The sequence below is a fragment of the Arthrobacter sp. FB24 genome (assembly GCF_000196235.1).
In the GTDB taxonomy this organism is placed as follows: Bacteria; Actinomycetota; Actinomycetes; order Actinomycetales; family Micrococcaceae; genus Arthrobacter.
In genome coordinates, this window is record NC_008541.1 from 2,845,773 (window position 1) to 2,870,951 (window position 25,179).

Consider the following 25,179-nt stretch of genomic DNA (forward strand, 5'->3'; position numbering starts at 1 on the left):
GTACTGCACGGGCATTGCTCCGCAGGCGGGACTATGCCCCGCCTGCGGTCAAGACTGTGTCTTAAGCGGAGCGCAAGGCCCTGTCACTCATGGATCGGGATCCCCGCCCAACGGCAAGGGTGCCGGACTGCACAATTTCGCGGATGCCGAAGGGCTCGAGCACTGACAACAGTGCAGTGAGCTTTTCGGGATGGCCGGTTGCTTCAATGACCACCGAGTCTGTGGACACGTCGACCACTGAAGCGCGGAACAGGTCTGCAGCCTGGGTCACCTGCAGGCGTGTTGCGGCATCCGCACGTACCTTGACCAGGATGTGGTCTCGCTGTACGGAAGATTCTGAGGTGAGTTCAACAATCTTGATCACGTTGATGAGTTTGTTCAACTGCTTGGTGACCTGTTCGATCAGGTCACCGTCGGCGTCGACGACGACAGTCATCCGGGACATGCCCGGAACCTCCGTCGGGCCGACGGCCAGGGAATTGATGTTGAAGGCCCTGCGGGCGAAGAGGCTTGCGACCCGGGTCAGCACACCGGGTTTGTCTTCGACCAGAACGGACAGCGTGTGGCGGGTCATGATCAGTCCTCCTCTTCCCATTCCGGGGTCATGTTGCGGGCGACCTGGATCTGGTCGTTGCTCACTCCGGCGGGCACCATCGGCCACACCATGGAGTCTGGGCTCACCACGAAGTCGATCACGACGGGGCGGTCATTGATTTCAAGGGCTTTCTGGATGGTGGCGTCGATGTCCTCAGCGCGTTCGCACCGGAAGGATGCGCAGCCGTAGGCCTCGCCCAGTTTCACGAAGTCCGGGATCCGGACGGTTTGGTGGCCGGTGTTCAGGTCGGTGTTCGAGTAGCGGCCTTCGTAGAAGAGGGTCTGCCACTGGCGCACCATGCCCAGCGAGGAGTTGTTGATGACGGCAACCTTGATGGGGATCTTGTTGATGGCGCAGGTGGCCAGTTCCTGATTGGTCATCTGGAAGCAGCCGTCGCCGTCGATGGCCCAGACCACGCGGTCGGGCGCGCCCACTTTGGCGCCCATGGCTGCGGGGACGGCGTAGCCCATGGTGCCGGCTCCGCCCGAGTTCAGCCAGGCGTGGGGGCGTTCGTACTTGATGAACTGCGCCGCCCACATCTGGTGCTGGCCAACGCCCGCAACGTAGATCCCTTCGGGGCCGGTCAGGGCACCGATGCGCTCAATGACGCGCTGCGGTGCGGTGAGGCCGTCCTCCGGCTCGGTCCATCCCAGCGGATACGTTTCCTTCAGATTGTTAAGGAACGTCCACCAGTTCTCCAAGTCCGGCTTGCCGGACGCCGCAAACTGCGTCTTCACGGCCTCGGTGAGTTCCGGAATGATCTCCTTGACGGAGCCCACGATCGGAACGTCCGCTGTGCGGTTCTTGGAGATCTCGGCAGGATCGATGTCCGCGTGGATCACCTTCGCGTTCGGGGCGAACGTCTTCAGGACACCGGTTACGCGGTCGTCGAAACGGGCGCCGAGCGTGATCAGCAGGTCGGACTGCTGCAGCGCGGTCACGGCGGAGACGGTGCCGTGCATGCCGGGCATGCCGACGTGCTGCGGGTGCGAGTCAGGGAACACGCCCCGCGCCATCAGGGTGGTGACCACGGGCGCGCCGGTGATCTCGGCCAGTTCCCGCAGCTCCGCGGAAGCGTGCGCCTTCACAACGCCGCCGCCAACGTACAGGACGGGCTTGCTGGCCGCGGCAATCAGCTTCGCTGCTTCGCGAACCTGCTTGTTGTGGCCGCGGAGCACGGGGCGGTATCCGGGGAGGTCGATCTTCGGCGGCCAGGAGAAGGTCATCTGGCCTTGCTGGGCATCCTTGGCGACATCCACCAGCACCGGGCCGGGCCGGCCCGTGGAAGCAAGGTGGAACGCCTCGGCCATGACATGCGGTATGTCGTTGGGGTCGGTCACCAGGAAGGAGTGCTTGGTGATCGGCATGGTGATGCCCACGATGTCCGCTTCCTGGAAAGCGTCCGTACCAATGACTCCGCTGGACACCTGGCCGGTGATGGCCACGAGCGGCACGGAGTCCATGTGCGCATCCATGATGGCGGTAACGAGGTTGGTGGCCCCGGGACCCGAGGTGGCAATACAAACGCCAACCCGCCCGGTAACCATGGCGTAGCCTTGCGCGGCGTGGCCGGCTCCCTGTTCGTGACGGACCAGCACGTGATTCATGCTTGAGGCCATCAAGGGGTCATAGGTGGGCAGGATCGCGCCACCGGGCAAACCAAAAATATCGTCCACGCCGAGTTCTTCGAGCGAGCGGACAATTGCTTGCGAACCGGTCATCACCGTCGGGGGTACGACGTTGTTCGGTCCAAGGACAGGAGAGACAGCAGCAGCGTGCTCGACGCCGGCGTCGGCCGTGCGGTCGGCGCGTTCCGGAGCCTTGGGGGCTCCAGCGGACTTTGTAGCCATCAGCGAGGGGCTGATCGGCGATCCTTTGCTCATCGGACTCTTCCTTTGTGGATCTTCATTAGCGGGTGGTTCTCATGACGGGTGCAATAACTGAAACAAATAGAAAAACCCCTCAGCCTGGCGGCTCTTCGAGGGGTTGCGCATGACGGTTCGTTACCAGTCGGGCTATTGAGCCACGCGCTTGGTAAGGACGACGACTGCATCTGCAGCGGCGCAGTTGGTAACGAATGCGATCATGCGTTCAGTTTTCCCTCTAAGTGAGACGGGTGTCAACGACACACATCCCCGTCTCACTATATGGACTCCATTGTCCACGGATTGAGCGCCATCCCAACTGACTCGCAGTTAACGCTCCGGAAAGCGTGTTTGGCGACGTTAACTGCCAGTCAGTTGGGTCAGCGCGGCTGCGGGGTACTACCCGCAGTATGCGCCGGTGGAGGCGCTGTGCACCAGCTTGGCGTACTTGGCCAGGACGCCCTTGGTGAACTTGGCCGGGAGCGGCTCCCAGCCGACCTTGCGGGACTCGAGCTCAGCCTCGTCCACCAGCAGGTCGAAGCTGCGGGCGGCAATGTCAACGCGGATGCGGTCACCGTCCTTGACGAAGGCGATAGGACCGCCGTCGACGGCTTCAGGCGCGACGTGGCCGATGCACAGGCCGGTGGTACCGCCGGAGAAGCGGCCATCCGTGAGAAGCAGCACATCTTTGCCCAGCCCGGCACCCTTGATGGCGCCGGTGATAGCGAGCATTTCGCGCATGCCCGGGCCGCCCTTCGGCCCTTCATAGCGAATGACCACGACGTCGCCCTTGTTGATTTTGCCGTTGTCCAGCGCGTCAAGGGCGCCCTGCTCGCGCTCGAACACGCGGGCCGTGCCTTCGAAAACGTCGGCGTCGAAGCCCGCGCTCTTCACGACGGCGCCTTCAGGTGCCATGGAACCGTGCAGGATGGTGATGCCGCCGGTCTTGTGGATCGGGTTGTCCAGGGCACGCAGGATCTTGCCATCCAGGTCCGGCGGGTTGATGGATGCAAGGTTTTCCGCCAGGGTCTTGCCGGTGACGGTCAGGCAGTCGCCGTGCAGCAGCCCGGCGTCGAGCAGTGCCTTCATGATGACCGGAACGCCGCCGATCTTGTCGACGTCGGTCATCACGTAGCGTCCGAACGGCTTCAGGTCGCCCAGGTGCGGAATCTTGTCGCCGATGCGGTTGAAGTCATCGAGCGTCAGTTCCACTTCAGCTTCGCGGGCGATGGCCAGCAGGTGCAGCACTGCGTTCGTGGAGCCGCCGAATGCCATGGTCACGGCGATGGCGTTCTCGAATGCCTTCTTGGTCATGATGTCGCGCGCAGTGATGCCGAGGCGGAGCAGGTTGACCACTGCTTCTCCGGATTTGCGGGCGAATTCATCACGACGGCGGTCTGCCGACGGAGGAGCGGCGGAGCCCGGCAGGGACATGCCCAGGGCTTCGCCGATGCAGGCCATGGTGTTGGCCGTGTACATCCCGCCGCAGGCACCTTCGCCGGGGCAGATGGCGCGTTCGATGCGGTCAAGGTCTCCCCTGCTCATCTTGCCCGCGGCGCAGGCGCCCACGGCCTCGAATGCGTCGATGAGGGTGACTTCCTTTTCGGAACCGTCCTCCAGCTTGACCCAGCCGGGCATGATGGAACCGGCGTAGAGGAACACGCTGGCGAGGTCCAGGCGCGCGGCCGCCATCAGCATTCCGGGGAGGGACTTGTCGCAGCCGGCCAGGAGCACCGAGCCGTCAATCCGCTCGGCCTGCATCACGGTTTCCACGGAGTCGGCAATGACTTCGCGCGAAACGAGGGAGAAGTGCATGCCCTCGTGACCCATGGAGATGCCGTCGGAGACCGAGATGGTGCCGAACTGCATGGGGAACCCGCCGCCGGCGTGGACGCCTTCCTTGGCGCCCTGGGCCAGCCGGTTCAGGGAAAGGTTGCAGGGAGTGATCTCGTTCCAGGAACTCGCCACGCCAATCTGGGGCTTCGCAAAGTCATCGTCGCCCATGCCGACCGCCCGGAACATTCCTCGCGCGGGAGCGGCGTGGATTCCGTCGGTTACGACCCGGCTGCGGGGCTTGATGTCCGGCTTGTTTTCTGTCGCGGTTTGGGTGTCCTCACTCATGCGTCAAAGTCTATGGCGCAAAGATGGGCGCCAACGACCCGGAAGGGACCGTTAAGCCGAAAAGCGGGAATATTTCGATCAAATAGTGGACTCTCGTCTCGCATAATGAGACAAGCGGTACGGGGCGTCCAGAATATGTGTCAGCCGTCACTCAGGCCTGCCGCATCAATGGACGCCGCTTCGGCCTCGAGCATGGACAAAACCTGCGCAATGGTGGTCCGGGCCGCCACGTCCGGACGAGCGAGCGCCACGATGCTGCGCCGGGCAGTGACGCCAAGCAGTGGACGGAGGACGAAGCCGCGTTCCTGGTTGCCCAAGGCCGTGTACCGCGGCAGCAGGCTCAGCCCGTGGCCGGCGCTGACAAGGGCCTCCAGGACACGAAGGTCCGGAAAGAGCTGCGCGCGGACCGCAGGGGAACCTGCCTGGACCTCGATCTGCCGCAGCACGGTATCAAATGGAAAGCCTTCCGGGACGCCCATCCACGGAAACCCCACCACATCGCTGGCCGTGAGCGAAGGCTTTGCCGCGAGGACGTGCCCCGCGGGCACGGCTACATCCAGCGGTTCGTTCAGGAGCGGAACCACCACCAGCCCCTGCCGGGCAAATACATCGGGACCATCCACGCTGTGGGCCAGCACGATGTCGTAATCGGCGGCCAGGGCAGCAAATCCCGCGACGCCGGGGTCCTCGAAACAGGCCTCGAACCGCAACCCCTCCACCGCCTTGACGCGGTGCAGGAGGCCGGGGAGGAACATTTCCGCTGCGCTCGGGAAGAAGGCCGCTTTGACATGCGTTTGCCAGCCCCGCCGGTACGTGTCAATGGTGGCTTCGGCGCGCGCCATGGCTGTGGAAACGTCCGCCGCGGCGGCAGCCATGGCCCGGCCTGCCTCCGTCAGGCGCACTCCTCTGCCGGACTTTTCCACGAGGACAACGCCCAGTTCATCCTGGAGGGTCTTGAGCTGCTGCGAGACAGCCGACGGCGTCACCTCCATTGCTTCGGCCGTGGCGCCCACTGTGCCCCGATCCGAGAGTTCGCGGAGAATCCGGAGGCGTTTCAAATCCATGAGGCGAGGCTACAGGACGGCGCCCTGCAGGGGGCCGTCGCACCCGGCGTGACCCGGTGCCATGCGCCGGGTCTGGTAGCGTGCGAGCCACTCTGCCTGCCCAACCACCAGGACTCCACTGTGAACAGCAAGCCCTCGCCCATCAACCCGGCACCGGACCCGGCATCCCCTCCTTCCGCGCCCGCCAGCGAAGAGCTCAAGGCGACGCTCCGGGCCGTGTTTGACCGCCAGATCCCCAACTACGGCGACTACAACCTCGTCTGCGGTTCGAGCAGCTTCGAAGCCCCGGGGGCGGCAGCCCGGGGTTGGGCTCCCCCGCGGAGGCGGAATTTCGTCATCGGCTACCGCCGGCACCCGGCCGAGGTCATAGTGGCTCCTTTCGATGAAAGGTCCCTGACGGCTACGGGCGTTCCGGTCGCAATCAATATGACCAATCTCGCCCGCGTCCGCCGGCTGGCGGGATTCCGGTCGTCCCCGGGCGGTTATGAAGTGGCGGCAAGCACGGGAAAGGCATTCCGCTTCGGCGTGGAAAACTCCATGCCACTGGCGCCGCCGTCCGGAAGTCCGGGTGAGCGGGCCACTCGCGGGACCCGGAGCATCGAACAGGCCCGCGACGCCGCGGACTTCCATGAATTCATGGCCGACTTCGTGCAGCGCGGCCTGCCGCTCTGAGCCTTTACAGCCCTAATCACACCGACGTAACGTCAAGCAACGGCAACCTTGCCTTGTGGACAGAAGGGCACTGCTATGGACTGGATTATCTGGGTCATCGTCATCGTAGTAATCGTCGGAGTCGTCTGGTGGCTCCTGAACCGAAATAGTTCAGGGAACACCACGGGCACACCGACAGCCTCCGACTCCGGCGCGTCCGCTCCACAGGCACGGCAGTCCGCCGTCGACCGGCCGGCAGGAGCCGGTGCAGCAGGAGCCGGTGCATCGGCAGACGCCGCAGCCACGGCCGGAATGCCGGGCGCGGCAGGCTTCAGCCAGGCAGCCAAGACCGCGCCGTCGACGTCCGTTCCCGCGCAGCCCGGGACGGCCCCTTCCCCGACAGAGAGCGCCGCGCCCGGTGGCGGAGACGTGGATGACTGGGACGACGACGCCGGGTCGGCCAGCGGCGCGCCCGCTGCGGACACCGGGCGCACAACGACAGCCAACGAGACAGCCAAAGCTGAGGGCAGTTCGCCTGAGCCTGTAGCTGCGGCCCGCACAGAGGACAAGTCGGAGTGGGAGGCGCAGTGGTCCGAGGCGGCCAGCACGCCGCACGCGGACCAGGCGCACACCAAAGAGGTTCCGGCCAGGGAATCAGCGGCCGGGGAGACTCAAGCCGCGGCGACCGGTCAGCAGGTTCCGGTCCACCACCCTGAGTACACGGAGCCCCATGCACCCACGCTTCCCGGCGCCGAATCGGCCGCGGCGGAAGATGCCCAGGACACAAACGTCACGGATCCACGAGCCGACGCCGGGCTGCCGCCCGCCGGCGCACGCGGCCCGGCTGCCGTGAGCGGAACCGCCGCTGCGAGCAGCACGGGTGTCCTCTCCGAGGGAGATGCGGAGACAATGCAGGCGGCCGCCTCCTCGGCCGCCACGGAAGCAGCCGCAAGCCATGCGGCGGAGCCCGCGGGACATTTGGCTGCGGACAAGCCGTACGGCGAGGGATCGGCAGCCCCGGGGCCTGACGGCAGCGGACCCGACGGCTATACGGTCAAGGGCAATGCGCAATCGATGATCTATCACGATGAAACCAGCCCCGGGTACGAGGAAACCACTGCGGAAGTCTGGTTCGAGTCGGCCGCGCACGCGGAAGCGGCCGGGTTCCGGGCCCCGCGCCGGAGCCGGCACTAGGCCGTCCCGCCAGTGGGGGCCGGCATCCGGATGAATCGGGAGGGAACGGGGCCTGCGTCCAGGCCTGCACTCCGCCCAATGCCTGCCGCCGCCCTCGTATGGACGCTGGTTTTGTCCGCCTGCACCGGAGGCGGGGACGGCGGTCCCACGGGCACCACGGGTTCAACCACGGGCGGCGACGAGGCGTCCCGGGAACCCCGCGTACTCCGGACGGTGGAAGGACTGCAGCTGCCCTGGTCGGCCGTGTTCCTGCCGGATGGCACAGCCCTCATTTCTGAACGTGACAGCGGCGACGTCAAAGCGGTCAAAGACGGCGGGACTACGCTGCTAGGCAACATCCCCGGCGTTGTTCCCGGAGGTGAAGGCGGCCTCCTGGGGCTGGCGGTGTCACCGAGCTACGTTTCGGACAAGTCGATCTTTGCCTATTTCACCGCCCGGGCGGACAACAGGATTGCCCGCCTCACGCTGACTGAGGCCGAGCCCGGGGGCGCGCTGAGGCTTGGGCCGCCGGAGATAATCTTCTCCGGCATCCCCAAGGCGTCAACCCACAACGGTGGCCGCATACGTTTTGGGCCGGACGGGAACCTCTATGTGGGAACCGGGGATTCGCAGCGGCGCGAACAGCCGCAGGACCCGAACGCGCTGGGCGGCAAGATCCTCCGGATCACTGCTGACGGCAAGCCGGCGCCGGGTAACCCGTTTGGCGACAACCCGGTCTACAGCCTTGGGCACCGGAACGTGCAGGGCCTCGACTGGGATGACGCGGGCAGGCTGTGGTCCAGCGAGTTCGGGCCCACTGTGGACGACGAACTGAACCTGATCCAGCCGGGCGGAAATTACGGCTGGCCGGAGGTCACCGGGGCACCCGGCAAGCCGGGCTTTATTGATGCCAAAGTGGTATGGCCTTCCACCGCGGAATCTTCCCCGAGCGGACTCGAGGTCGTCGGGTCCACGGCTTACCTCGGGGCCCTACGGGGCCAGCGGCTGTGGGCCATTCCCCTTGACGGCGAAAATGCAGGCAAACCTGTGAGCCATTTCACAGCGAGGTTCGGCCGGATCCGCGACGTTTCGCTCGCCCCTGACGGCACTTTGTGGATGCTCACCAACAACCAAAACCCTGATTCTGCGCTGATTTTGGCGCCTCCGGCCAAGGCAGGGAGCTGAAATGAGCGCCGATTTCACACGGCGCTAATTCTCGTGTAGAGTTTCATGTCGTTGCGGAGATGAACGCGGGAAACAAAAGCCCTCGGGAAGAGCCAAAACAACAGCTGCACCTCTAGCTCAACTGGCAGAGCAATTGACTCTTAATCAATGGGTTCCGGGTTCGAGTCCCGGGGGGTGCACCACAGAAACCCCGTCTTCACAGGCCACAAGCCGTGAAGGCGGGGTTTTGCTTTGCCCGGGTGTCGCCGTTGCTAATCTTCGCATCCAGCATCCCCTGAGTGTTTGGCCACGGGAATCCCTCCACAGCCGTATGCCGCCCCGTGACCCTGGCATTTCTTTGGGAAAAATTCACCCTAAGCATCGGAATAGCTGAGCCGAACTGGATAGAGTGGCGTCACTACTAGGTGTGGGAGGGCAAACCATGGCTGTCTTTCGGTTCACTGTTACCGGCACGATCGAAGCCGATGCCGAAGCCATAGGCGCGGCCATGGCCGCCTCGCTGCCGGGCCCATCCACGGACGCCGGGACACTGGCGGCACTGGAGACAAGCTTTGAGTTCACTGAAAACCCCGGCTCGGCGCTACAGGCGTTACTGGAGATGGGCGTGATCGCCATCCTGCAAGCCAAACTGGGCCCCCTGGACAAGGGCTGGGACATTCAGGCGCTGGAGGCGATCGCCGTCCGGCTTCTCGGGTAGGACGGCGCGGTCAGTTGACGCTGTTCGCTTCCACAGTGACGCCGGACTCGGCACCTGCCACGATTGCCTTGGTCTCCGGCGAGGAAAAACGACTGGCCAGGACGGTCACTACGGCCTGGAGCTCCTGACGGAGAACGTCGGGATCGATGGAAGCGGCCGCCAAGACAGTTCGTTCCATGTCCGCTGCGGCGGCCACGGCCTCTACTCCGCGTTCGGTCAGGGACACCACGTGGCTCCGCCGGTCGGACGTGCTGCGTTCACGGCGGATGTGTCCATGCACCTCAAGCCGGCTAAGGGTTTTGCCCATGGTCTGCGCCTGCACGCGGACCAACTGAGCCAGCTGTGCCTGCGTCATGGGTCCATTGTGGGCAAGAACTTCCATGGCGATGACCCCCGCATGGGTGAGCCCAATGGCTCCCAGCTTCTCGTTCCAGGAGTGTTCCACGAGCCGTGCCGCGGTGGACAAGAGGCGCCCAGTGGGCCAGCGATCCATATCAGGCATACAACTTAGTATAGCCAGCGTGGGATTCGTCCCTCGCTCCCGCGCTTACTAAGCTTAAATGTCCAGAACATTCCTAAGGAGAAAATATTGACTGAACGACTCATTCCCGGCTCTCCGGCGCCGGACTTTACTCTGAAGGACTGCGCGGGGAAGGACGTCAGCCTGAAGGACTACCGCGGGCGGAACACCATCGTTTACTTCTATCCGGCAGCATCCACGCCCGGCTGCACCAAGGAAGCGTGCGACTTCCGCGACACTCTTGCCTCCCTGCAACGTGAAGGCTACGACGTCCTGGGTGTCTCCCCCGATCCGGTCGGGAAACTTGCCACGTTCGCCGAGAAGGAAGGCCTGACTTTCCCCCTGTTGTCCGACGAAGACCACGCCGTGGCTGAGGCTTACGGCGCGTGGGGGGAGAAAAAGAACTACGGGCGGACGTACGAGGGCCTCATCCGATCCACTGTTGTAGTGGATCCGGACGGCAACGTCGCCGTGGCACAGTACAACGTGCGGGCCACCGGCCACGTGGCGAAGCTTCGCCGGGACCTCGGACTGGCCTAGCTGCACTCCAGGCGCCAGCGGGCGCAGCTGATCCAAGCGGAAGGCGCGCCCGGCAGGTACACTGGAGCCTGGAATCCGCCGTCGAACGTCTTTTCGCTTTCCCACGGACAGCAGGAACAACGCACGACGGCGCCGCGCGCGAGTGGTGAAATTGGCAGACACGCAGGATTTAGGTTCCTGTGCCTTCGGGCGTGGGGGTTCAAGTCCCCCCTTGCGCACAGCAGCACAACCCTGGGAATCCCGGGCCTCACGGTCCGGGATTCCGTCGTTTAACGCCGCCGCACCGGTACCGGAAGGCCTTCGAAAAAAAGATTCTCCCCCGTCACCCATCCATTACTGCCGAACTGCCGAATACACATTGAGACACCAACCAAGGGTCGGTGCCCACAGTCGGAAAACAGCCAGTGCAGTGATCGAAGAAGTCGTTCGCCGCAGGCAATGATCGGCACTAACAAGGAGAATCGAAATGCAGTCATTCAAGCGCACAACTTTCACCGTTGCAGGTGTTGCAGCTGCAGCTCTGCTGAGCCTGACCGCATGCGGCGGATCGGCCACCACGGCCAACAGCTCCTCCGCACCCGCTTCCACGCCGTCCGCTTCGAGCATGGCGCCGTCACCGTCGACCAGCTCCGCGGCTGCGATGGATCCCGCCGCAAACCTGGTGGGCCCCGGCTGCGCAGGATACGCCGAGAAGGTTCCCAGCGGTGCAGGCTCGGTATCGGGAATGGCCCTCGATCCGGTTGCGGTCGCAGCCTCCAACAACCCGCTGCTGACCACCCTCACGGCGGCAGTGTCCGGCAAGCTCAACCCCAAGGTCAACCTCGTGGATACGCTCAACGGCAGTGAATTCACGGTCTTCGCACCGGTGGATGACGCGTTCGCCAAGATCGACGCCGCCACCATCGAAACGCTCAAGACGGACGACGCCCTCCTGAGCAAGATCCTGACTTACCACGTTGTTCCCGGCCAGATCACCCCTGACAACATTGTGGGCACCCACAAGACTGTCCAGGGCGGCTCGGTCACCGTGACCGGCACCAAGGATGCACTGAAGGTCGATGACGCCAGCGTCATCTGCGGCGGCGTCAAGACCGCCAACGCCACGGTCTACCTGGTGGACTCCGTCCTGATGCCGAAGTAGGCAACCACGAACCCTCCTGTCCCGGCTCCAGACTGACTCCCTGGACCGATCCCGGAGAAACTGAGGCCCGCACCCTCCGGTGCGGGCCTCAGTTTTGCCTTCCGGAAAGCCCGGAGGGCATCAGGAGGCGCTCCCGGCAAGTGTCCAGGATCGTTCAATTAGACTGGGGACCGGTCCGCTGCCCGCGGTCCTTCCGGCCGCCCAGAGGTGATCATCGAGTGCCCAGCAGTAAATCGCGCCGCATTGCAGTCAGTATCGGTGCAGGGGTCCTGTCGCTGCTGCTGGCCGCATGCACAGGAACGCCTGCTCCGGCACCGGCGTCGTCCTCTGCGGCTCCTGCCGGCACGGCAGCCGCTGGCCCTACCGCGACGTTCACCTTCGGCACGGCGGCCCAGCCGCTGGGCCTTGATCCCGCGCTGGCATCCGATGTGGAGTCCTACCGGATCACCCGCCAGGTCCTGGAGGGCCTTGTGGGAGTGGACCAGACCACGGGCCTGCCCACTCCCCTGCTCGCCACTGAGTGGGCGGAATCCAACGAAGGCCGCGCCTACACCTTCAAGCTCCGCGAGGGCGTCACCTTCCAGGACGGTACACGCTTCGATGCCGCGGCTGTCTGCGCCAACTTCAACAGATGGTTCAACTTCCCGGCGAGCCTGCGGAAGCAGGCGCCCGGCACATCGTTCAAGGGCGTGTTCAAGGCCTACGCCGACCAGGCATCGCTCTCCATCTACAAGGGCTGCACCGCCGTCTCTGCCGGGAACGTCCGGATCGACCTCACCCAGCCGTTCACCGGGTTCCTCCAGGCGCTGACGCTCCCGGCCTTCGCCATATCCTCCCCGACGGCCATGGCGGCACAGAAGGCGGACAGCCTCAGCCAGACCCGGGACGGCCAGCCCGTGTCGGCCTATGCCCTGCACCCTGTGGGCACGGGTCCCTTCAGCTTCGCCGCGTGGCAGGACTCCAGCGTCAAGCTGGTCAGCAACAAGGACTATTGGGGTGACAGGGGGCAGATCGGCACCATCAACTTCGTCACCTACGATCACCCGCAGTCCAGGCTCCAGGCCCTCCTCGACGGGAAGATCGACGGCTATGACGCCGTCACTGTGGGCAACTTCGACCAACTCGTCAAACGCGGGCAGCAAATCATCCAGCGCGACCCGTTCTCCGTGATGTACCTGGGCATGAACCAGGAAGTGCCCATCCTGCAAAACATCAAAGTGCGCCAGGCCATCGAGATGGCGGTGGACAAGGAAACGCTGATCCGCCGGTTCTTCATCGACAACACTGCCCAGGCAACCCAGTTCGTCCCGCCCAAGCTCAGCGGGTTCAACAACAACGCCCCCTCACTGGGCCACGACCCGGCCAAGGCCAAGGCGCTTCTGGAGGAAGCCGGGTACAAGGGCGAGGAACTCAAGTTCTACTACCCCCTCAATGTCACCAGGCCATACCTTCCCACACCCGAAAAGGTGTACGCAGAGCTCAGCAGGCAACTTACCGCTGTGGGCCTGAACATCAAGCCGGTTCCGGTGGAGTGGTCGGACGGGTACCTGCAAAAAGTCCAGTCACCAGGGGACCATGCCCTGCACCTGCTCGGCTGGAACGGTTCCTACTCGGATCCGGACAATTTTGTGGGTCCCCTGTTTGGCGAGAAGACCGGTGAATTCGGCTACCAGGACCCGCAGGTCTTTTCGAAGATCGCCCGGGCACGCGGCTTGCCGGAGGGCGAGGAGCGGACGCAGCAATACCGCACCATCAACGCCCAGATCGCCGAATCGGTCCCCGCCGTCCCCATTGCTTTCCCCATTTCAGCTCTGGCGCTCTCCGACCGGGTGCTGAAGTACCCTGCCTCGCCGGTATTAAACGAGGTTTTCACAAAGGTGGAGCTAAAACCTTGACGGACTGCCCCAATTTCAGTTAGTAGGGTGCTCGGGGATATTCTGTGACAGCCAGAGCCGCTGCTATCGGAGACTGATTGTGACTTTCATTTCCAAGACCCAACATGCCGACGTCGTCCTGATTGGCGGCGGCATCATGAGCGCCACGCTGGGTGCGTTCATCAAGCAGCTCGAACCGAACTGGACCATTTCGCTGTTCGAACGGCTCGACGAAGCCGGCCTGGAAAGCTCAGGCCCGTGGAACAACGCAGGAACAGGGCACGCCGCCCTGTGTGAGCTTAACTACTCGCCCGCAGCCAAAGACGGCTCGGTTGATCCATCCAAGGCGCTGCACATCAACGAGCAGTTCCAGCTATCCCGCCAGTTCTGGTCCCACCTGGTCAGCAACTCGCTCATCGGCTCCCCCAAAGGGTTCATCAACACTGTCCCCCACATGAGTTTCGTCATCGGGGAAGCCAACGCGGACTTCCTGAAGACCAGGTATAAGGCACTGAAGCCGAACACCCTCTTCCGTTCCATGGAGTACTCCGAAGACCACGCGCAGATCGCCAAGTGGGCGCCCCTGATCGTCAAGGGCCGCGACCCGAAGCAGAGGATTGCGGCCACGCGCGCGGCCGAAGGAACCGATGTCGACTTCGGCGCACTGACCCGTGAGCTGACCACGTACCTTGGCAACAACGGCGTGGAGATCAACTACGGACACGACGTCAACGGCATCCGGCGCGCCCCGGGCGGCGGCTGGGACCTGACGCTCAAGCACAAAAAGTCCGGAGAGCACGGCAACATCCACGCGAAGTTCGTGTTCGTCGGTGCCGGCGGCGGCGCACTGCATCTGCTGCAGGCCTCCGGCATTCCCGAGAGCAAGGGCTACGGCGGGTTCCCGGTCTCCGGCCAGTTCTTCCGCTGCACCGACGAAGCCCTCGCCGCCCAGCACAGCGCCAAGGTCTACGGCCAGGCGTCCGTGGGGGCCCCGCCCATGTCCGTTCCGCACCTTGACACCCGTTACGTCGACGGCAAGCGTTCGCTGCTCTTCGGGCCCTACGCCGGGTTCTCCACCAACTTCCTGAAGAACGGCTCGTACCTGGACCTGCCGTTGTCGATCCGCCCCGGCAACATCATCCCGATGCTTGCCGTGGCGAAGGACAACATGGACCTTACGGCGTACCTGGTCAAGGAAGTCGCGAAGCGGCACGGCGACAAGGTGGAGGCCCTTCGCGAGTACTACCCCGAAGCAAAAGACGGCGATTGGGAACTCATCACCGCCGGCCAGCGTGTTCAGATCATCAAGAAGGATCCGAAGAAGGGTGGTGTCCTCCAGTTCGGCACTGAAGTGATCGCCGCGCGCGATGGTTCCATCGGTGCGCTGCTTGGCGCCTCCCCGGGAGCTTCCACCGCAGTCCCCATCATGATCGAACTCCTCCAGAAGTCCTTCCCCAGGAACTTCAAGGGCTGGCAGTCCAAGCTGAAGGAAATGATGCCCGGCTACGGCATCAAGCTCAACGACAACCCGGAGCTGGCCGCACGGCTGGAGGCGGAAACCGCCAAGACCCTCCAGCTGGAAGCCATAGACGCCCCCTCCAGCTGAGGCCCTGTTCGGGTTACGGCAGGTTCCACCCCCAACCACAAGACCGTTAACCCACCAGGAGACAATGAGATGTACCGGCTGGCAAAACTATCGCTGGCAAACAGGGCCCTGATCGCGCTGATCACCGTCTTCGCGTCGGTGTTCGGCGTGATCACCATGTCCTCGCTCAAGCAGGAACTCATTCCCTCCATCGAGTTTCCGCAGATCACCGTCATCTCGGCCATGCCCGGTGCTTCGCCGGAAGTGGTGGACAAGCAAGTGAGCGGGCCCCTCGAGACTGCGCTGAACGGTGTCGAGGGGCTTGAGTCGACGTCGTCCACCTCCCGGACGGGCGTTTCGCAGATCACCATGGTGTTCACGTACGGTTCAAACCTGGACCGGGCACGGAACCAGATCGACCGTGCCATTTCCAACGCCAAGCGCGCCCTGCCCGATGATGTCCAGCCACAGGCCATTGCAGGCAGCATCAGCGATTTCCCGATTGTGTTCCTGGCAGTCTCTTCCGACAAGCCGCTCAGTGAACTGAACGCCGACCTGCAACGCCTCAGTGTCCCCCGGCTCCAGAAGCTCGACGGCGTCAGGGGCGCCGACGTCACCGGCGGGGCCAGCCAGCACATCCAGATCCTTCCCCGCCCCGAGGCCATGGCGGCCAAGGGCGCCAACATCCAGTCCATCAGCAATGCGCTGAAGAACAACGGGGCACTCATTCCGGCTGGCACCATCGAGGAACAGGGCAAGACGCTATCTCTGCAGATCGGCAGCCCGGTGGACTCCCTGGACGCCGTCAGGGCCCTGCCGCTTAGCGGCGCCAAAGATGCCGCCACTATCGGCAGCGTCGCGGACGTCAGCATCAAGGATGACCTCCGCACGTCGATTACCCGCACGAACGGCAAGGAAACGCTGGCTCTCTCCGTGACCAAAAAGCCCGAGGGCGACACGGTGGCGATCTCGCATGCAGTGAAGGACTCCATCGGCCAGCTTGAGGCTGAGCTGGGATCCAACGCCAAGTTCACCCCGGTGTTCGACCAGGCCCCGTTCATCGAAAAGTCCATCAAGGACCTCACCACGGAAGGCCTGCTGGGTCTGGGCTTTGCCGTCGCAGTCATCCTGGTGTTCCTGATGTCCGTGCGGTCCACGCTGGTCACTGCCGTCTCCATCCCGCTGTCCCTGCTCATCACCTTCATCGGTCTCTCCGCAACGGGTTACTCCCTGAACATCCTCACCCTCGGAGCACTCACGATCGCAATCGGCCGCGTGGTGGATGACTCGATTGTGGTGATCGAGAACATCAAGCGCCACCTCAGCTACGGCGAGACGAAACTGTCGGCCATCCTCACCTCCATCCGCGAAGTCGCCGGCGCCATCACGGCGTCAACGCTGACCACAGTGGCAGTCTTCCTTCCGATTGCGTTCGTCGGGGAACTGGCCGGCGAGCTATTCCGGCCCTTCGCCCTGACGGTGACAATCGCGCTGCTCTCGTCGCTGCTGGTGTCCCTCACCATCGTCCCCGTACTGGCCTACTGGTTCCTCAAGGCCCCGGCTGACAGCACCGGGGCTTCCCTGTCCGCCGCAGCGGCGCGGGAGGCCGCGGCCAAGGCCCATGAGGCCGAGCAGCGCAGCCTGCTGCAGCGCGGCTACCTGCCCGTCCTCAACAAGACGCAGAAGCACCCGGTGGTGACACTCATCGCGGCAGTCCTGGTGCTCGGCGGGACGGCGGCGATGACGCCACTGCTCGCCACCGACCTGCTGGGCCGTTCCGGCGAGAACAGCATGACTGTCCGGCAGGTCCTTCCGGCCGGTACAAGCCTCACGGACACCAGCGCCGCAGCAGTGAAGGTCGAGGAAGTACTGCGGAACATTGACGGCATCAAGGACGTGCAGGTCACGTCGGGGAACGCGCAGACCGGCTTCACCGCACTCACGTCCAGCGGCGCCTCGAACTCCTCGTTCACCGTGGTCACCGAGGAGAAGGCCAACCAGGCCCGGCTGCAGGAAACCGTCCGCACCGAACTGGCGAAGATCAGTGATGCGGGAAAGATCTCCGTTGGATCCCAGCAGGGCGGATTCGGGACCACGTCCACGGTGGACATCACCCTGAAGGCGGCGAACTCAGCGGACCTCAGGACCGCAAGCGATGCCATGGTCAAGGCCATGGAGGGTGTCCCTGGCAGCACTGAGGTTGCCACGAACCTTGCAGCCAGCCAGCCGGTGGTTCAGGTCAAGGTGGACCGCGCCAAAGCGGTCGCGGCCGGCCTGAACGAGGAGCAGGTGGCCGGCGTCCTGGCCTCCACCATCAGTCCGTTGCCGGCCGGAACAGTGCGGATCGATACCAACGATTTCCCGGTGCAGATCGGCGAGGGCACCCGGTTCACCAGCGTCGCCGCCGTGCGGAACATCCCGCTGCCGGCATCAGGCGGGGCCGTGACGCTGGGAAGCATCGCCGCCGTGGAACAGGTGGACATCCCGGTGTCCATTACCGCCAGCAACGGCCAGCGTACCGCGCGGGTCTCGGTGACGCCGTCGGGCGCCAATCTGGGCGCCGTGAGTACCGAAGTGCAGAGCCGGCTCAAGGGGGTTGAACTCCCGGCCGGCGTCACGGCGGAGATCGGCGGCGCCACCACGCAGCAGACGGAGTCGTTCCAGCAGTTGGGCCTGGCACTGCTGGCCGCCATCGCCATTGTGTACGTAATCATGGTGGCGGCGTTCAAATCGCTCATCCAGCCGCTCATCCTGCTGGTATCCGTTCCGTTCGCAGCCACGGGGGCCGTCGCCCTGCTGCTGGCGACCGGCGTGCCGCTGGGCCTGCCGTCGCTGATCGGCATGCTCATGCTGGTGGGCATTGTGGTGACCAACGCCATCGTCCTGATCGACCTCATCAACCAGTACCGGCAGCCGCGGAACGGCCGGCCGGGAATGAATGTCGCCGACGCCATCACCCACGGGGCGCGGCAGCGCCTGCGCCCCATCCTGATGACAGCCCTGGCCACCGTTTTCGCGCTCACGCCGATGGCGCTGGGCCTCACCGGCGGAGGGGGTTTCATCTCCCAGCCCTTGGCGGTCGTGGTCATCGGCGGCCTGGTGTCCTCGACGGCGCTGACGCTTGTCCTGGTGCCGGTCCTTTACCGGCTGGTGGAAGGGCGCCGTGAGAAGAAGGCGCTGCTCCGTGCGATGCACGAGCGCCCCGACTTCGGGCCGCCGGACGACGTCGACGCAGAGTTCCGTGACTGGACAACAGGAATGGTCCCCAAGGTTTCCGGCCGCCGGGCCGCAGCCGGCGAACCCGAATAGCCCCTGAGCCTGAAGAACAGCAGTGCCCGTGCCGCCCCGGTGGCACGGGCACTGCTGTTTAACCAATCGGGAATATCCTGGCGCTCCGGACGTTACATCAGGCGATAGATGCAAATGCATGTAAATCGGTTACACTGGTACAAGACCCGGAGCAGTTCGGAAAACGGAGAGGCACACCATGCAGATCGGCGTATTCAGCGTCAGTGACATCACCACTGATCCCACCACGGGGCGCACACCCACGGAACACGAGCGCATCAAAGCGTCAGTGGCGATTGCCAAGAAGGTCGAAGAGATCGGTATGGACGTCTACGCCATTGGCGAGCACCACAACCGCCCCTTCTTCTCCTCCTCCCCCACCACCACACTGGCCTACATCGCGGCGCAGACGGAACGAATCATCCTGTCCACCGCCACCACGCTGATCACCACCAATGACCCGGTGAAGATCGCCGAGGACTTCGCGATGCTGCAGCACCTGGCGGACGGCCGCGTGGACCTGGTGATGGGCCGCGGCAACACGGCCCCGGTCTACCCGTGGTTCGGCAAGAACATCCAGGACGGCATCGAACTGGCCATCGAGAACTACAGCCTGCTGCGCCGGCTCTGGGACGAGGACACCGTGAACTGGTCCGGCAAGCACCGCACGCCGCTGCAGAACTTCACCTCAACCCCGCGCCCGCTCGACGGCGTGGCCCCCTTCGTCTGGCATGGCTCCATCCGCACGCCGCAGATCGCCGAAGTGGCCGCCTACTACGGCGACGGCTTCTTCGCCAACAACATCTTCTGGCCCAAGGAGCACTACCAGCAGCTGATCGGTCTCTACCGCGAACGCTACGAGCACTACGGCCACGGCAAGGCAGACCAGGCCATCGTCGGCCTCGGCGGCCAGTTCTTCATGCGGAAGAACTCCCAGGACGCGGTCAAGGAGTTCCGCCCGTACTTCGATAACGCCCCGGTCTACGGCCACGGCCCCTCGCTGGAGGACTTCACCTCGCAGACCCCGCTGACGGTCGGCAGCCCGCAGGAAGTCATCGAAAAGACCCTCACCTTCCGCGAGTACTTCGGCGACTACCAGCGCCAGCTGTTCCTGATCGACCACGCCGGCCTGCCCCTGAAGACCGTGCTGGAGCAGCTGGACCTGTTCGGCGAGGAGGTCCTGCCGGTACTGCGCAGGGAGTATGCCGCCCTCACCCCCGCCCACGTCCCGGAACCGCCCACCCATGCCGGCCGGGTGGCAGCCCGGATGGCTGCCCAGGTGCAGGAGGACTCACTCACCAAGCCCACGGCACAGGACGCGTGATGCCCGCGCAGCCGGGCGAGTCGCCCGTACGGCTCGCCGCCGAAACCTGGGAGTCGCTGTTCCGCGCCCAGGTGGCGGTGATGCGGAAGCTTCAGTCGGGCCCTGCTTTCAAAGCACTGGCCGTCAACGAATACGACGTCCTGTTCACGCTCTCACGCTGCCCTTCCGGCTGGCTGCGCCTGAACGAGCTCAATGACAACGTACTCCTCAGCCAGTCCAGCCTCAGCAGGCTGGTGGAGAGGCTGGAGAAGCGCGGTCTCGTGGAGCGCATGCCGGCACCCCAGGACGGACGCGGTGTCCTCCTGAAACTGACGGATGCCGGCCGGGACCTGCAGAAGCAGATCGGCCGCGAGCACGTTCGTGACATCTCCGCGCTGATGACACCGGCGCTGACCGCCAGCGAACAGCGCGAACTGTTGCGGCTAACGGAAAAGCTGCGCGGGTCCGTGTCAGGGCGCTAGGCGTCAGGAAATCGCGACGAGCTTCGCGGGGTCTTCCCGGGGCAGCTCCCCGTCCACCACTGCGGTGACGCGGAGCTCCCTCAGGGACAGGCTTCCGCCTACCGTGGACAGGAACGCCGTGTCCGAGGAGTCCCGGCCGGCGGTGATCCTCAGCATGCTCTCCCGAGGGGCGAGCCCGGTGGGATCGATGACGTACCAGGCTCCGTTAATGTAGGCCTCGGCCACGGCATGGAAATCCATCGGGCTGAGCCCTGGTGCATAGACCGCCACCAGCCTCGCGGGAACGTCCTTGGAGCGCAGCAGCGAAATGGCCAGGTGTGCGAAGTCGCGGCACACGCCGCGCCGGTGCAGGAGCGTCTCCACCGCGCCGTCGGTGCCGCGCGAGGATCCGCTGACGTAGCGGAGCTCGCTGAAAACCCAGTTGCGGACGGCGTGCAGGAGCTCCTCGCCCTGGAGGCCGCCGAATTCGGCATAGGCCGTAGGCAACAGCCGGTCAGACTCCGCGTAGCGGCTGGGCCGGACGTAGCGGATCAGTTCCATCAGGTTGGGCTCTTCCGGAACCGCCAGCCCGGAAACAGTGGCCGTGTAGTCAACGGTCACCTCGGTGGGTTCCGCGAACTCCATGTAATGGAATCGGCCGCCGTGGTGGTCGGAAAGTTCGGTCACCGGCACCTGGTCCTCCCCGGAGGTCACCGACATAGTTTCCACGAGCGACGAATAGCCCGCATTCCGTGCGACGGCGACCGCCAGTGCGACTTTGGTTTCGGCTGCGGTCTTGAAGACGAGCCGGGCGGCCACGCTGCGTTCCATGTATCTCCGGGGTGTGAGGTAGTTGCAGAACAGTACCCGGCGCCGGCCGGTTGGGTTTACGGGCGGGCGGCGGGACTAACTTTTGATCTTCAGAGACATTAGCATCCGCTGGACATTCGCGAATTCAGAGCCCTCGTTGACGTACTTGGCCGCCTGGTCCAGAGTATCGAAGGCCTTGGCAGGCGCCACTTTCTCATCCGTGGCCAGCGCTTTGAGCGCGGCGAGGTCACCGAACGAGACATCCCCCTTGCCCTCCGGACCGCGAACAATGTTCTGCAGGGCGCAGGCCCTGCCGTCGCTTCCTCCCACCACGTTGGTGATGCCGTAGGAACCGAAGTACCTGTAGCCCTGGATCACACGGAAGACCACGTGCGGCGCAATCAGACCGTCTCCTTCGCGGTGCGGCAGGTCCACCGGAACACTGCTGACCACCACGTACGGCTTTCGGGCCGCTTCCTGGCAGGCGGCAGCCGACGGCGATGGCAGGCCGGTCTGCAGCGTCGCCAGATACCCTCCCCTGGCATCCTTGACTTCGATCTTGATGGCCCCCGGAAGGGTCCCCTGGTCGGGCGTGACGGACTGCGCTATCCAGTCCTGCGGCAGTTCAAAGCTGACGTTCTTGGTGGAATCCGAGAAGACCTTCCACGCCGCTGCCGTCGCTCCGGCGGAGGCGGATTCCGTACCCGTTGAGGAAGGTTGCGCTCCGGTGTCCCCGGCGCCGGGAGTTGCCACTGGGGACGAGGCCGGGGAGGTGCCCGCCGTCGTCGGGCTTTCCGTTGGACTGACGCCCGCCGTCCAGGCGGGTTCCCCTTTGCCCTCGCCACTGCAACCGGACATCACCACGGCTGCGACGATGAACGCCGCCCCCAAACGCGCCCTGCGGGCTCCTGCCTTCCCTGTCATGACGCAAGCGTAGCCGCGCCGCCGCCGCAGTCGCTGCGTTCCGGGCGGAGTGTTGGCCGGACGGGGTTTCCCGTCCGTAAAGAGGACTACGCTGGGGACATGGTGGAACAGCACTTTGACACGGAGCAGGACAGCGTAGCGGACATCTCGGCCCTGGATATCGCCGACTGGAGGATCCGGACGTTCGCCATGTACCAGAACGTCCGGAGAATAGCCGTGGACAGTCCCGCTGAGGCCCACTCGTATTGGCGCCAGGAACGCGACCGGATGTTCGGCACCCACCCGGCATCCGCGCTGACGGCGGAAGCAAAATCCACCTTCAGCGGCCTCCGGACAGCTGACTACGACCCCATTTACCGGTTCCACGTTCCCCTGACAATGGAGGGCGCCGGCCGGGAGATGAATGTTGAGACGGGGACCGACGGCGTTGTCAGGTTCGTACGACTGGGTACCTTCGACCTGCCGGAGATGGGCCAATTGGCCGTCTGGAAGCTGCACGGCTACGGCGGCGGCATCTTCGTGCCCTTCCGGGACGCGACCGCGGGACAGCCCGGCGGCAGTTACGGTGCCGGACGGTACCTGCTGGACACGATCAAGGGAGCCTTCCACGGCGTCCAGGGGTCAGGGCCCGACGCCGAATTCATCCTGGACTTCAATTTCGCGTACAACCCGTCCTGCGCCTACAACGAAGCCTGGGCCTGCCCGCTGGCGGGACCATCCAACCGGCTTGCAGTGGAGATCCCCGTCGGCGAACTGTACTGACCGCCCTCCCCCGGAGCAGCCCGGCCGACACACTCCGCCCCACCGCCGGACAGGACATAGGATGTCATGATGACCGCCATCCAACCGCGCCGAATTGCCCGGGTCCGTCCGCACTCCCCCGCCTCCGAGCTTGAACAGTTCTTCGTGGCCAATGACGCCCACGACTTTGGCAGCGACACGGGAAAGCTCTGGACGGTCATCGACAGTCCCTTCCCCGGCTCCCTGGCGAACGCCGGAGCCGCTCCGCGGGCAGGCTGGCAGCAGGGCTCCACTGTCCACGAGGACTCATTCATCTTCCTCGCACCCAGCGTTCCAGCCAATGTCCTGGGCATGGCCCACAACACGGGACAGGCCGGCCGGGACCTTCCTCCCCAGGCCTTCCACAAAGCAGCCACCAGCGTGGTGGGACCGGGCGACGCCATAGAACTCGCGCCGGGAGTGGGGCACGTGGACCCGGAAGCCGAATTGACCATCGTGATCGGGCGCAAGGCCCGAGGGCTGACGCTGGAGAATGCGCGGGGGGCCGTCCTCGGTTTCACCATCGGCAACGACGTCACGGCCAGGGAGCTGCAGAAATCCGACGAGCTGTGGATCAGCGCGAAGAGCCAGGACACGTTCACGCCGGCGGGACCGTGGATCGTGACGGGCCTGGATACTGCCGCACTTTCGATCGGCATCGTGCATAACGGCAGTGAACTCCGGGCTGCCAGCTCGGCGGACCTCGGCTGGAAGGTTGACGAAATCCTGGTCTACCTGACGTCCTTCATGACGCTCCACCCCGGAGATCTGGTCCTCACGGGATTTCCTGCCGAAAGCGCGCGGCTGCACCCCGGGGACACCGTGACCTGCCGCGTACAGGGAATCGGCGAACTGACGAACCCGGTCAGCGACGCCGCCTGACGGAATATGCCGGCGTCGTGTGGCAGGCTTGAGCGATGGAATCACCTGCTGCGCCCGCCGTCCCGCTGACGCAACAGTCCGGTTCCGCCACTGCCGCACGGCGCCCTCCGGCGACGAAGCACTACCGTGGCATGCTTCGCTTTCCCGCCGTCCGGCAGCTCCTCCGGTTCACCGGCGTGGGCATCGTGTGCACATTGACCTCACTTGCCCTGTACGCCCTGCTCCGGCCCTGGCTGGGGTCCCAGCTGGCCAATGCTGCAGCGCTGATCATTACCTCGGTGATGAACACGGCCCTGAACCGGCGGCTCACGTTCAAGATCGCCGGGCCCGGGAAGATGGGCAGGGATCACCTAAGCGGTCTGGTGGTCATCGTCATTGCGCTGGTGATCACCGGCGGCAGCCTCGGCGTGCTGCACTGGCTCAACCCGGATGCCACCATGTCGGATGAGCTATGGACCACCACACTGTCCGGGTTCCTGGCGACCGCCGTACGCTTCGCGCTCCTGAGGCACTGGATCTTCCGCCGCGCACGGCACCGCTGACGCGGCATCCCTGACGGCGCGGTGTCGCGCGCCTAGCGGATACCGAGCGTCAGCACACTGCCCACGGCGTTCCTGACGGCTGTTGCGGCTTCGTGCAGTTCCGCCGCCGTCACTGCGGCATCAAAGCTGAACCGGACAGCGGTCTGGGCGACTTCGGACGGAATGCCCATGGCCAGGAGCACCGGCGAGGCGGCGTCGGACCCAGCGGCGCAAGCCGATCCGCTGGAGCACACCACGCCTTGCCGTTCCAGTTCAAGAAGCACTGATTCGCCGCTGGTTCCAGGGAAGCAAAACGAAGCCACCGACGGCAGCCGCTCCAGCGGGTGGCCGGTCAGCTGCGCGCCCGGAACGCCGGCAAGGACCTCACGGATGAATGCGTCCCGCAGCGCGGCCACCTGCTCCGGATCGGGGTGGACCAACGACAGTGCGGTGCCCAAGGCCACGGCGCCGGCAACATTCTCTGTCCCTGAGCGGCGGCCGCGTTCCTGCCCGCCGCCGTGGAGCAGGGGCTCAACGCGGGTGCGGCTCCGCACGAACAGGGCCCCGTTCCCTTTCGGCGCCCCGAGTTTGTGCCCGGAAATGCTCATGGCGTCCACGCCCAGCATCTTCGTGTCCAGCGGCAGCCAGCCCGCAGCCTGGACGGCATCGGTGTGGAACGGAATCCCCAGTTCCCGGGCCAGGCCGGCCAGCTGCCCGATGGGCTGGACGGTGCCCACCTCATTGTTGGCGTACATGACGCTGACCAGCGCGGTTTCCGGGCGCAGGACAGCCGCCAGGGCGTCCTGCGTCACCTGCCCGAAGCCGTCCACCGGGACGATATCAACGGTGAACCCGTGGAAGCGTTCGAGATAGCGCGCAGATTCCTCCACCGCGGGATGTTCGACGGCGCTGATCACCACGCGGCTGAGGGCCGGGTCTGCAGCCTGCCGTGCCAGGGCGATGCCCTTCACGGCGAGGTTGTCCGCCTCGGTGCCGCCGGACGTGAACGTGATCTCGGCCGGACGGCAGTTCAGCGCCCTGGAGGTGGCTGTGCGGGCAGCTGCGAGGGCCGCGGCGGCGGACTCGCCGAGCGTGTGGTGGCTCGACGGGTTGCCGAATTCGCCGGTGAGGTAGGGCCACATGGCTTCCAGTACTTCGCGGCGGACCGGCGTGGTGGCCGCTGCGTCCAGGAAGATCAT

Annotated in this window: 22 protein-coding genes and 2 tRNA genes; 16 read left to right on the forward strand and 8 right to left on the reverse strand. The window is 64.9% G+C overall.

The window, feature by feature from the left end:
* Window positions 1-61: 61 nt before the first annotated feature.
* From ilvN to ARTH_RS12890, 4 genes are all read right to left on the reverse strand, one after another.
* A complete protein-coding gene (gene ilvN / locus ARTH_RS12875; protein WP_011692379.1) occupies window positions 62-574 on the reverse strand; it encodes an acetolactate synthase small subunit in 513 nt (170 codons plus the stop codon).
* 2 nt (window positions 575-576) lie between these two features.
* Window positions 577-2,478: an acetolactate synthase large subunit gene (locus ARTH_RS12880; RefSeq protein ID WP_011692380.1), complete on the reverse strand. Its 1,902-nt coding sequence runs from the start codon at window positions 2,476-2,478 to the stop codon at window positions 577-579.
* Window positions 2,479-2,859: 381 nt separating this feature from the next.
* Entirely contained in the window at window positions 2,860-4,581 is a 1,722-nt protein-coding gene (gene ilvD, locus ARTH_RS12885) for a dihydroxy-acid dehydratase (protein WP_011692381.1), read from the reverse strand.
* 140 nt (window positions 4,582-4,721) lie between these two features.
* Window positions 4,722-5,645 (reverse strand): LysR family transcriptional regulator, encoded by a 924-nt coding sequence (locus ARTH_RS12890; RefSeq protein WP_011692382.1) that lies wholly within the window; start codon window positions 5,643-5,645, stop codon window positions 4,722-4,724.
* A 120-nt stretch (window positions 5,646-5,765) separates the two neighbouring features.
* On the opposite strand from ARTH_RS12890, the gene ARTH_RS12895 reads away from it, so the two are divergent.
* From ARTH_RS12895 to ARTH_RS12915, 5 genes are all read left to right on the forward strand, one after another.
* A complete protein-coding gene (locus ARTH_RS12895) occupies window positions 5,766-6,317 on the forward strand; it encodes a hypothetical protein (protein WP_052309692.1) in 552 nt (183 codons plus the stop codon).
* A gap of 75 nt (window positions 6,318-6,392) precedes the next feature.
* The gene (locus ARTH_RS12900; RefSeq protein WP_011692383.1) at window positions 6,393-7,490 is read left to right on the forward strand and encodes a sunset domain-containing protein; all 1,098 of its coding nucleotides are present in this window, start codon (window positions 6,393-6,395) and stop codon (window positions 7,488-7,490) included.
* Window positions 7,491-7,568: 78 nt separating this feature from the next.
* Complete coding sequence (locus ARTH_RS12905; protein WP_156810672.1) at window positions 7,569-8,654, forward strand: PQQ-dependent sugar dehydrogenase; 1,086 nt, start codon at window positions 7,569-7,571, stop codon at window positions 8,652-8,654.
* A 106-nt stretch (window positions 8,655-8,760) separates the two neighbouring features.
* Window positions 8,761-8,836, forward strand: a tRNA-Lys gene (locus ARTH_RS12910).
* 239 nt (window positions 8,837-9,075) lie between these two features.
* Entirely contained in the window at window positions 9,076-9,351 is a 276-nt protein-coding gene (locus ARTH_RS12915) for a hypothetical protein (RefSeq protein ID WP_011692385.1), read from the forward strand.
* A 10-nt stretch (window positions 9,352-9,361) separates the two neighbouring features.
* Here ARTH_RS12915 and ARTH_RS12920 read toward each other — a convergent pair whose 3' ends face one another.
* On the reverse strand, window positions 9,362-9,844 hold the full coding sequence (locus ARTH_RS12920; protein ID WP_052309693.1) for a MarR family winged helix-turn-helix transcriptional regulator: 483 nt from the start codon (window positions 9,842-9,844) through the stop codon (window positions 9,362-9,364).
* A 96-nt stretch (window positions 9,845-9,940) separates the two neighbouring features.
* Here ARTH_RS12920 and bcp point away from each other — a divergent pair, with 96 nt between their 5' ends.
* The 8 genes from bcp to ARTH_RS12960 all read left to right on the forward strand — a co-directional run bounded on the left by bcp (window position 9,941) and on the right by ARTH_RS12960 (window position 20,084).
* Window positions 9,941-10,411, forward strand: a complete 471-nt coding sequence (gene bcp / locus ARTH_RS12925; protein ID WP_011692387.1) for a thioredoxin-dependent thiol peroxidase — start codon at window positions 9,941-9,943, stop codon at window positions 10,409-10,411.
* Between the two features lie 136 nt (window positions 10,412-10,547).
* A tRNA-Leu gene (locus tag ARTH_RS12930) sits at window positions 10,548-10,629 on the forward strand.
* A gap of 248 nt (window positions 10,630-10,877) precedes the next feature.
* A complete protein-coding gene (locus ARTH_RS12935; RefSeq protein ID WP_011692388.1) occupies window positions 10,878-11,552 on the forward strand; it encodes a fasciclin domain-containing protein in 675 nt (224 codons plus the stop codon).
* 218 nt (window positions 11,553-11,770) lie between these two features.
* Window positions 11,771-13,447 carry an ABC transporter substrate-binding protein gene (locus ARTH_RS12940; RefSeq protein WP_198011510.1) on the forward strand — a complete coding sequence of 559 codons (1,677 nt, stop codon included), beginning with the start codon at window positions 11,771-11,773 and terminating at the stop codon, window positions 13,445-13,447.
* A 79-nt stretch (window positions 13,448-13,526) separates the two neighbouring features.
* The gene (locus ARTH_RS12945; RefSeq protein ID WP_011692390.1) at window positions 13,527-15,032 is read left to right on the forward strand and encodes a malate:quinone oxidoreductase; all 1,506 of its coding nucleotides are present in this window, start codon (window positions 13,527-13,529) and stop codon (window positions 15,030-15,032) included.
* Between the two features lie 69 nt (window positions 15,033-15,101).
* Window positions 15,102-18,320 (forward strand): efflux RND transporter permease subunit, encoded by a 3,219-nt coding sequence (locus ARTH_RS12950; protein WP_011692391.1) that lies wholly within the window; start codon window positions 15,102-15,104, stop codon window positions 18,318-18,320.
* 178 nt (window positions 18,321-18,498) lie between these two features.
* A complete protein-coding gene (locus tag ARTH_RS12955; RefSeq protein ID WP_011692392.1) occupies window positions 18,499-19,623 on the forward strand; it encodes an LLM class flavin-dependent oxidoreductase in 1,125 nt (374 codons plus the stop codon).
* On the forward strand, window positions 19,623-20,084 hold the full coding sequence (locus tag ARTH_RS12960; protein WP_011692393.1) for a MarR family winged helix-turn-helix transcriptional regulator: 462 nt from the start codon (window positions 19,623-19,625) through the stop codon (window positions 20,082-20,084). Before ARTH_RS12955 ends, ARTH_RS12960 begins: the two co-directional genes overlap by 1 nt.
* Before the next feature lie 3 nt (window positions 20,085-20,087).
* Here ARTH_RS12960 and ARTH_RS12965 read toward each other — a convergent pair whose 3' ends face one another.
* Window positions 20,088-20,894: a transglutaminase-like domain-containing protein gene (locus ARTH_RS12965; RefSeq protein WP_011692394.1), complete on the reverse strand. Its 807-nt coding sequence runs from the start codon at window positions 20,892-20,894 to the stop codon at window positions 20,088-20,090.
* Between the two features lie 75 nt (window positions 20,895-20,969).
* Entirely contained in the window at window positions 20,970-21,797 is an 828-nt protein-coding gene (locus ARTH_RS12970; protein WP_043429867.1) for a hypothetical protein, read from the reverse strand.
* 99 nt (window positions 21,798-21,896) lie between these two features.
* On the opposite strand from ARTH_RS12970, the gene ARTH_RS12975 reads away from it, so the two are divergent.
* From ARTH_RS12975 to ARTH_RS12985, 3 genes are all read left to right on the forward strand, one after another.
* Window positions 21,897-22,559: a DUF1684 domain-containing protein gene (locus ARTH_RS12975; RefSeq protein WP_011692395.1), complete on the forward strand. Its 663-nt coding sequence runs from the start codon at window positions 21,897-21,899 to the stop codon at window positions 22,557-22,559.
* Between the two features lie 69 nt (window positions 22,560-22,628).
* On the forward strand, window positions 22,629-23,459 hold the full coding sequence (locus ARTH_RS12980) for a fumarylacetoacetate hydrolase family protein (RefSeq protein WP_043430800.1): 831 nt from the start codon (window positions 22,629-22,631) through the stop codon (window positions 23,457-23,459).
* Window positions 23,460-23,494: 35 nt separating this feature from the next.
* Window positions 23,495-24,001 carry a GtrA family protein gene (locus ARTH_RS12985; protein WP_011692397.1) on the forward strand — a complete coding sequence of 169 codons (507 nt, stop codon included), beginning with the start codon at window positions 23,495-23,497 and terminating at the stop codon, window positions 23,999-24,001.
* A 32-nt stretch (window positions 24,002-24,033) separates the two neighbouring features.
* On the opposite strand, the gene ARTH_RS12990 is transcribed toward ARTH_RS12985, so the two are convergent.
* On the reverse strand, window positions 24,034-25,179 hold the full coding sequence (locus tag ARTH_RS12990; protein WP_011692398.1) for a cysteine desulfurase family protein: 1,146 nt from the start codon (window positions 25,177-25,179) through the stop codon (window positions 24,034-24,036).

What these genes read in the sequence shown, in the direction of transcription:
- ARTH_RS12915 (WP_011692385.1), top strand. Translation starts at nt 9,076, where the DNA reads ATGGCTGTCTTTCGGTTCACTGTTACCGGCACGATCGAAGCCGATGCC.
- ARTH_RS12975 (WP_011692395.1), top strand. Translation starts at nt 21,897, where the DNA reads ATGGTGGAACAGCACTTTGACACGGAGCAGGACAGCGTAGCGGACATC.
- ARTH_RS12880 (WP_011692380.1), bottom strand. Translation starts at nt 2,478, where the DNA reads ATGAGCAAAGGATCGCCGATCAGCCCCTCGCTGATGGCTACAAAGTCC.
- ARTH_RS12955 (WP_011692392.1), top strand. Translation starts at nt 18,499, where the DNA reads ATGCAGATCGGCGTATTCAGCGTCAGTGACATCACCACTGATCCCACC.
- ilvN (WP_011692379.1), bottom strand. Translation starts at nt 574, where the DNA reads ATGACCCGCCACACGCTGTCCGTTCTGGTCGAAGACAAACCCGGTGTG.
- ARTH_RS12935 (WP_011692388.1), top strand. Translation starts at nt 10,878, where the DNA reads ATGCAGTCATTCAAGCGCACAACTTTCACCGTTGCAGGTGTTGCAGCT.
- ARTH_RS12950 (WP_011692391.1), top strand. Translation starts at nt 15,102, where the DNA reads ATGTACCGGCTGGCAAAACTATCGCTGGCAAACAGGGCCCTGATCGCG.
- ARTH_RS12900 (WP_011692383.1), top strand. Translation starts at nt 6,393, where the DNA reads ATGGACTGGATTATCTGGGTCATCGTCATCGTAGTAATCGTCGGAGTC.
- ARTH_RS12960 (WP_011692393.1), top strand. Translation starts at nt 19,623, where the DNA reads ATGCCCGCGCAGCCGGGCGAGTCGCCCGTACGGCTCGCCGCCGAAACC.
- ARTH_RS12990 (WP_011692398.1), bottom strand. Translation starts at nt 25,179, where the DNA reads ATGATCTTCCTGGACGCAGCGGCCACCACGCCGGTCCGCCGCGAAGTA.
- ARTH_RS12980 (WP_043430800.1), top strand. Translation starts at nt 22,629, where the DNA reads ATGACCGCCATCCAACCGCGCCGAATTGCCCGGGTCCGTCCGCACTCC.
- ARTH_RS12905 (WP_156810672.1), top strand. Translation starts at nt 7,569, where the DNA reads ATGCCTGCCGCCGCCCTCGTATGGACGCTGGTTTTGTCCGCCTGCACC.
- ARTH_RS12890 (WP_011692382.1), bottom strand. Translation starts at nt 5,645, where the DNA reads ATGGATTTGAAACGCCTCCGGATTCTCCGCGAACTCTCGGATCGGGGC.
- ARTH_RS12985 (WP_011692397.1), top strand. Translation starts at nt 23,495, where the DNA reads ATGGAATCACCTGCTGCGCCCGCCGTCCCGCTGACGCAACAGTCCGGT.
- ilvD (WP_011692381.1), bottom strand. Translation starts at nt 4,581, where the DNA reads ATGAGTGAGGACACCCAAACCGCGACAGAAAACAAGCCGGACATCAAG.
- ARTH_RS12965 (WP_011692394.1), bottom strand. Translation starts at nt 20,894, where the DNA reads ATGGAACGCAGCGTGGCCGCCCGGCTCGTCTTCAAGACCGCAGCCGAA.
- ARTH_RS12970 (WP_043429867.1), bottom strand. Translation starts at nt 21,797, where the DNA reads ATGACAGGGAAGGCAGGAGCCCGCAGGGCGCGTTTGGGGGCGGCGTTC.
- ARTH_RS12920 (WP_052309693.1), bottom strand. Translation starts at nt 9,844, where the DNA reads ATGGATCGCTGGCCCACTGGGCGCCTCTTGTCCACCGCGGCACGGCTC.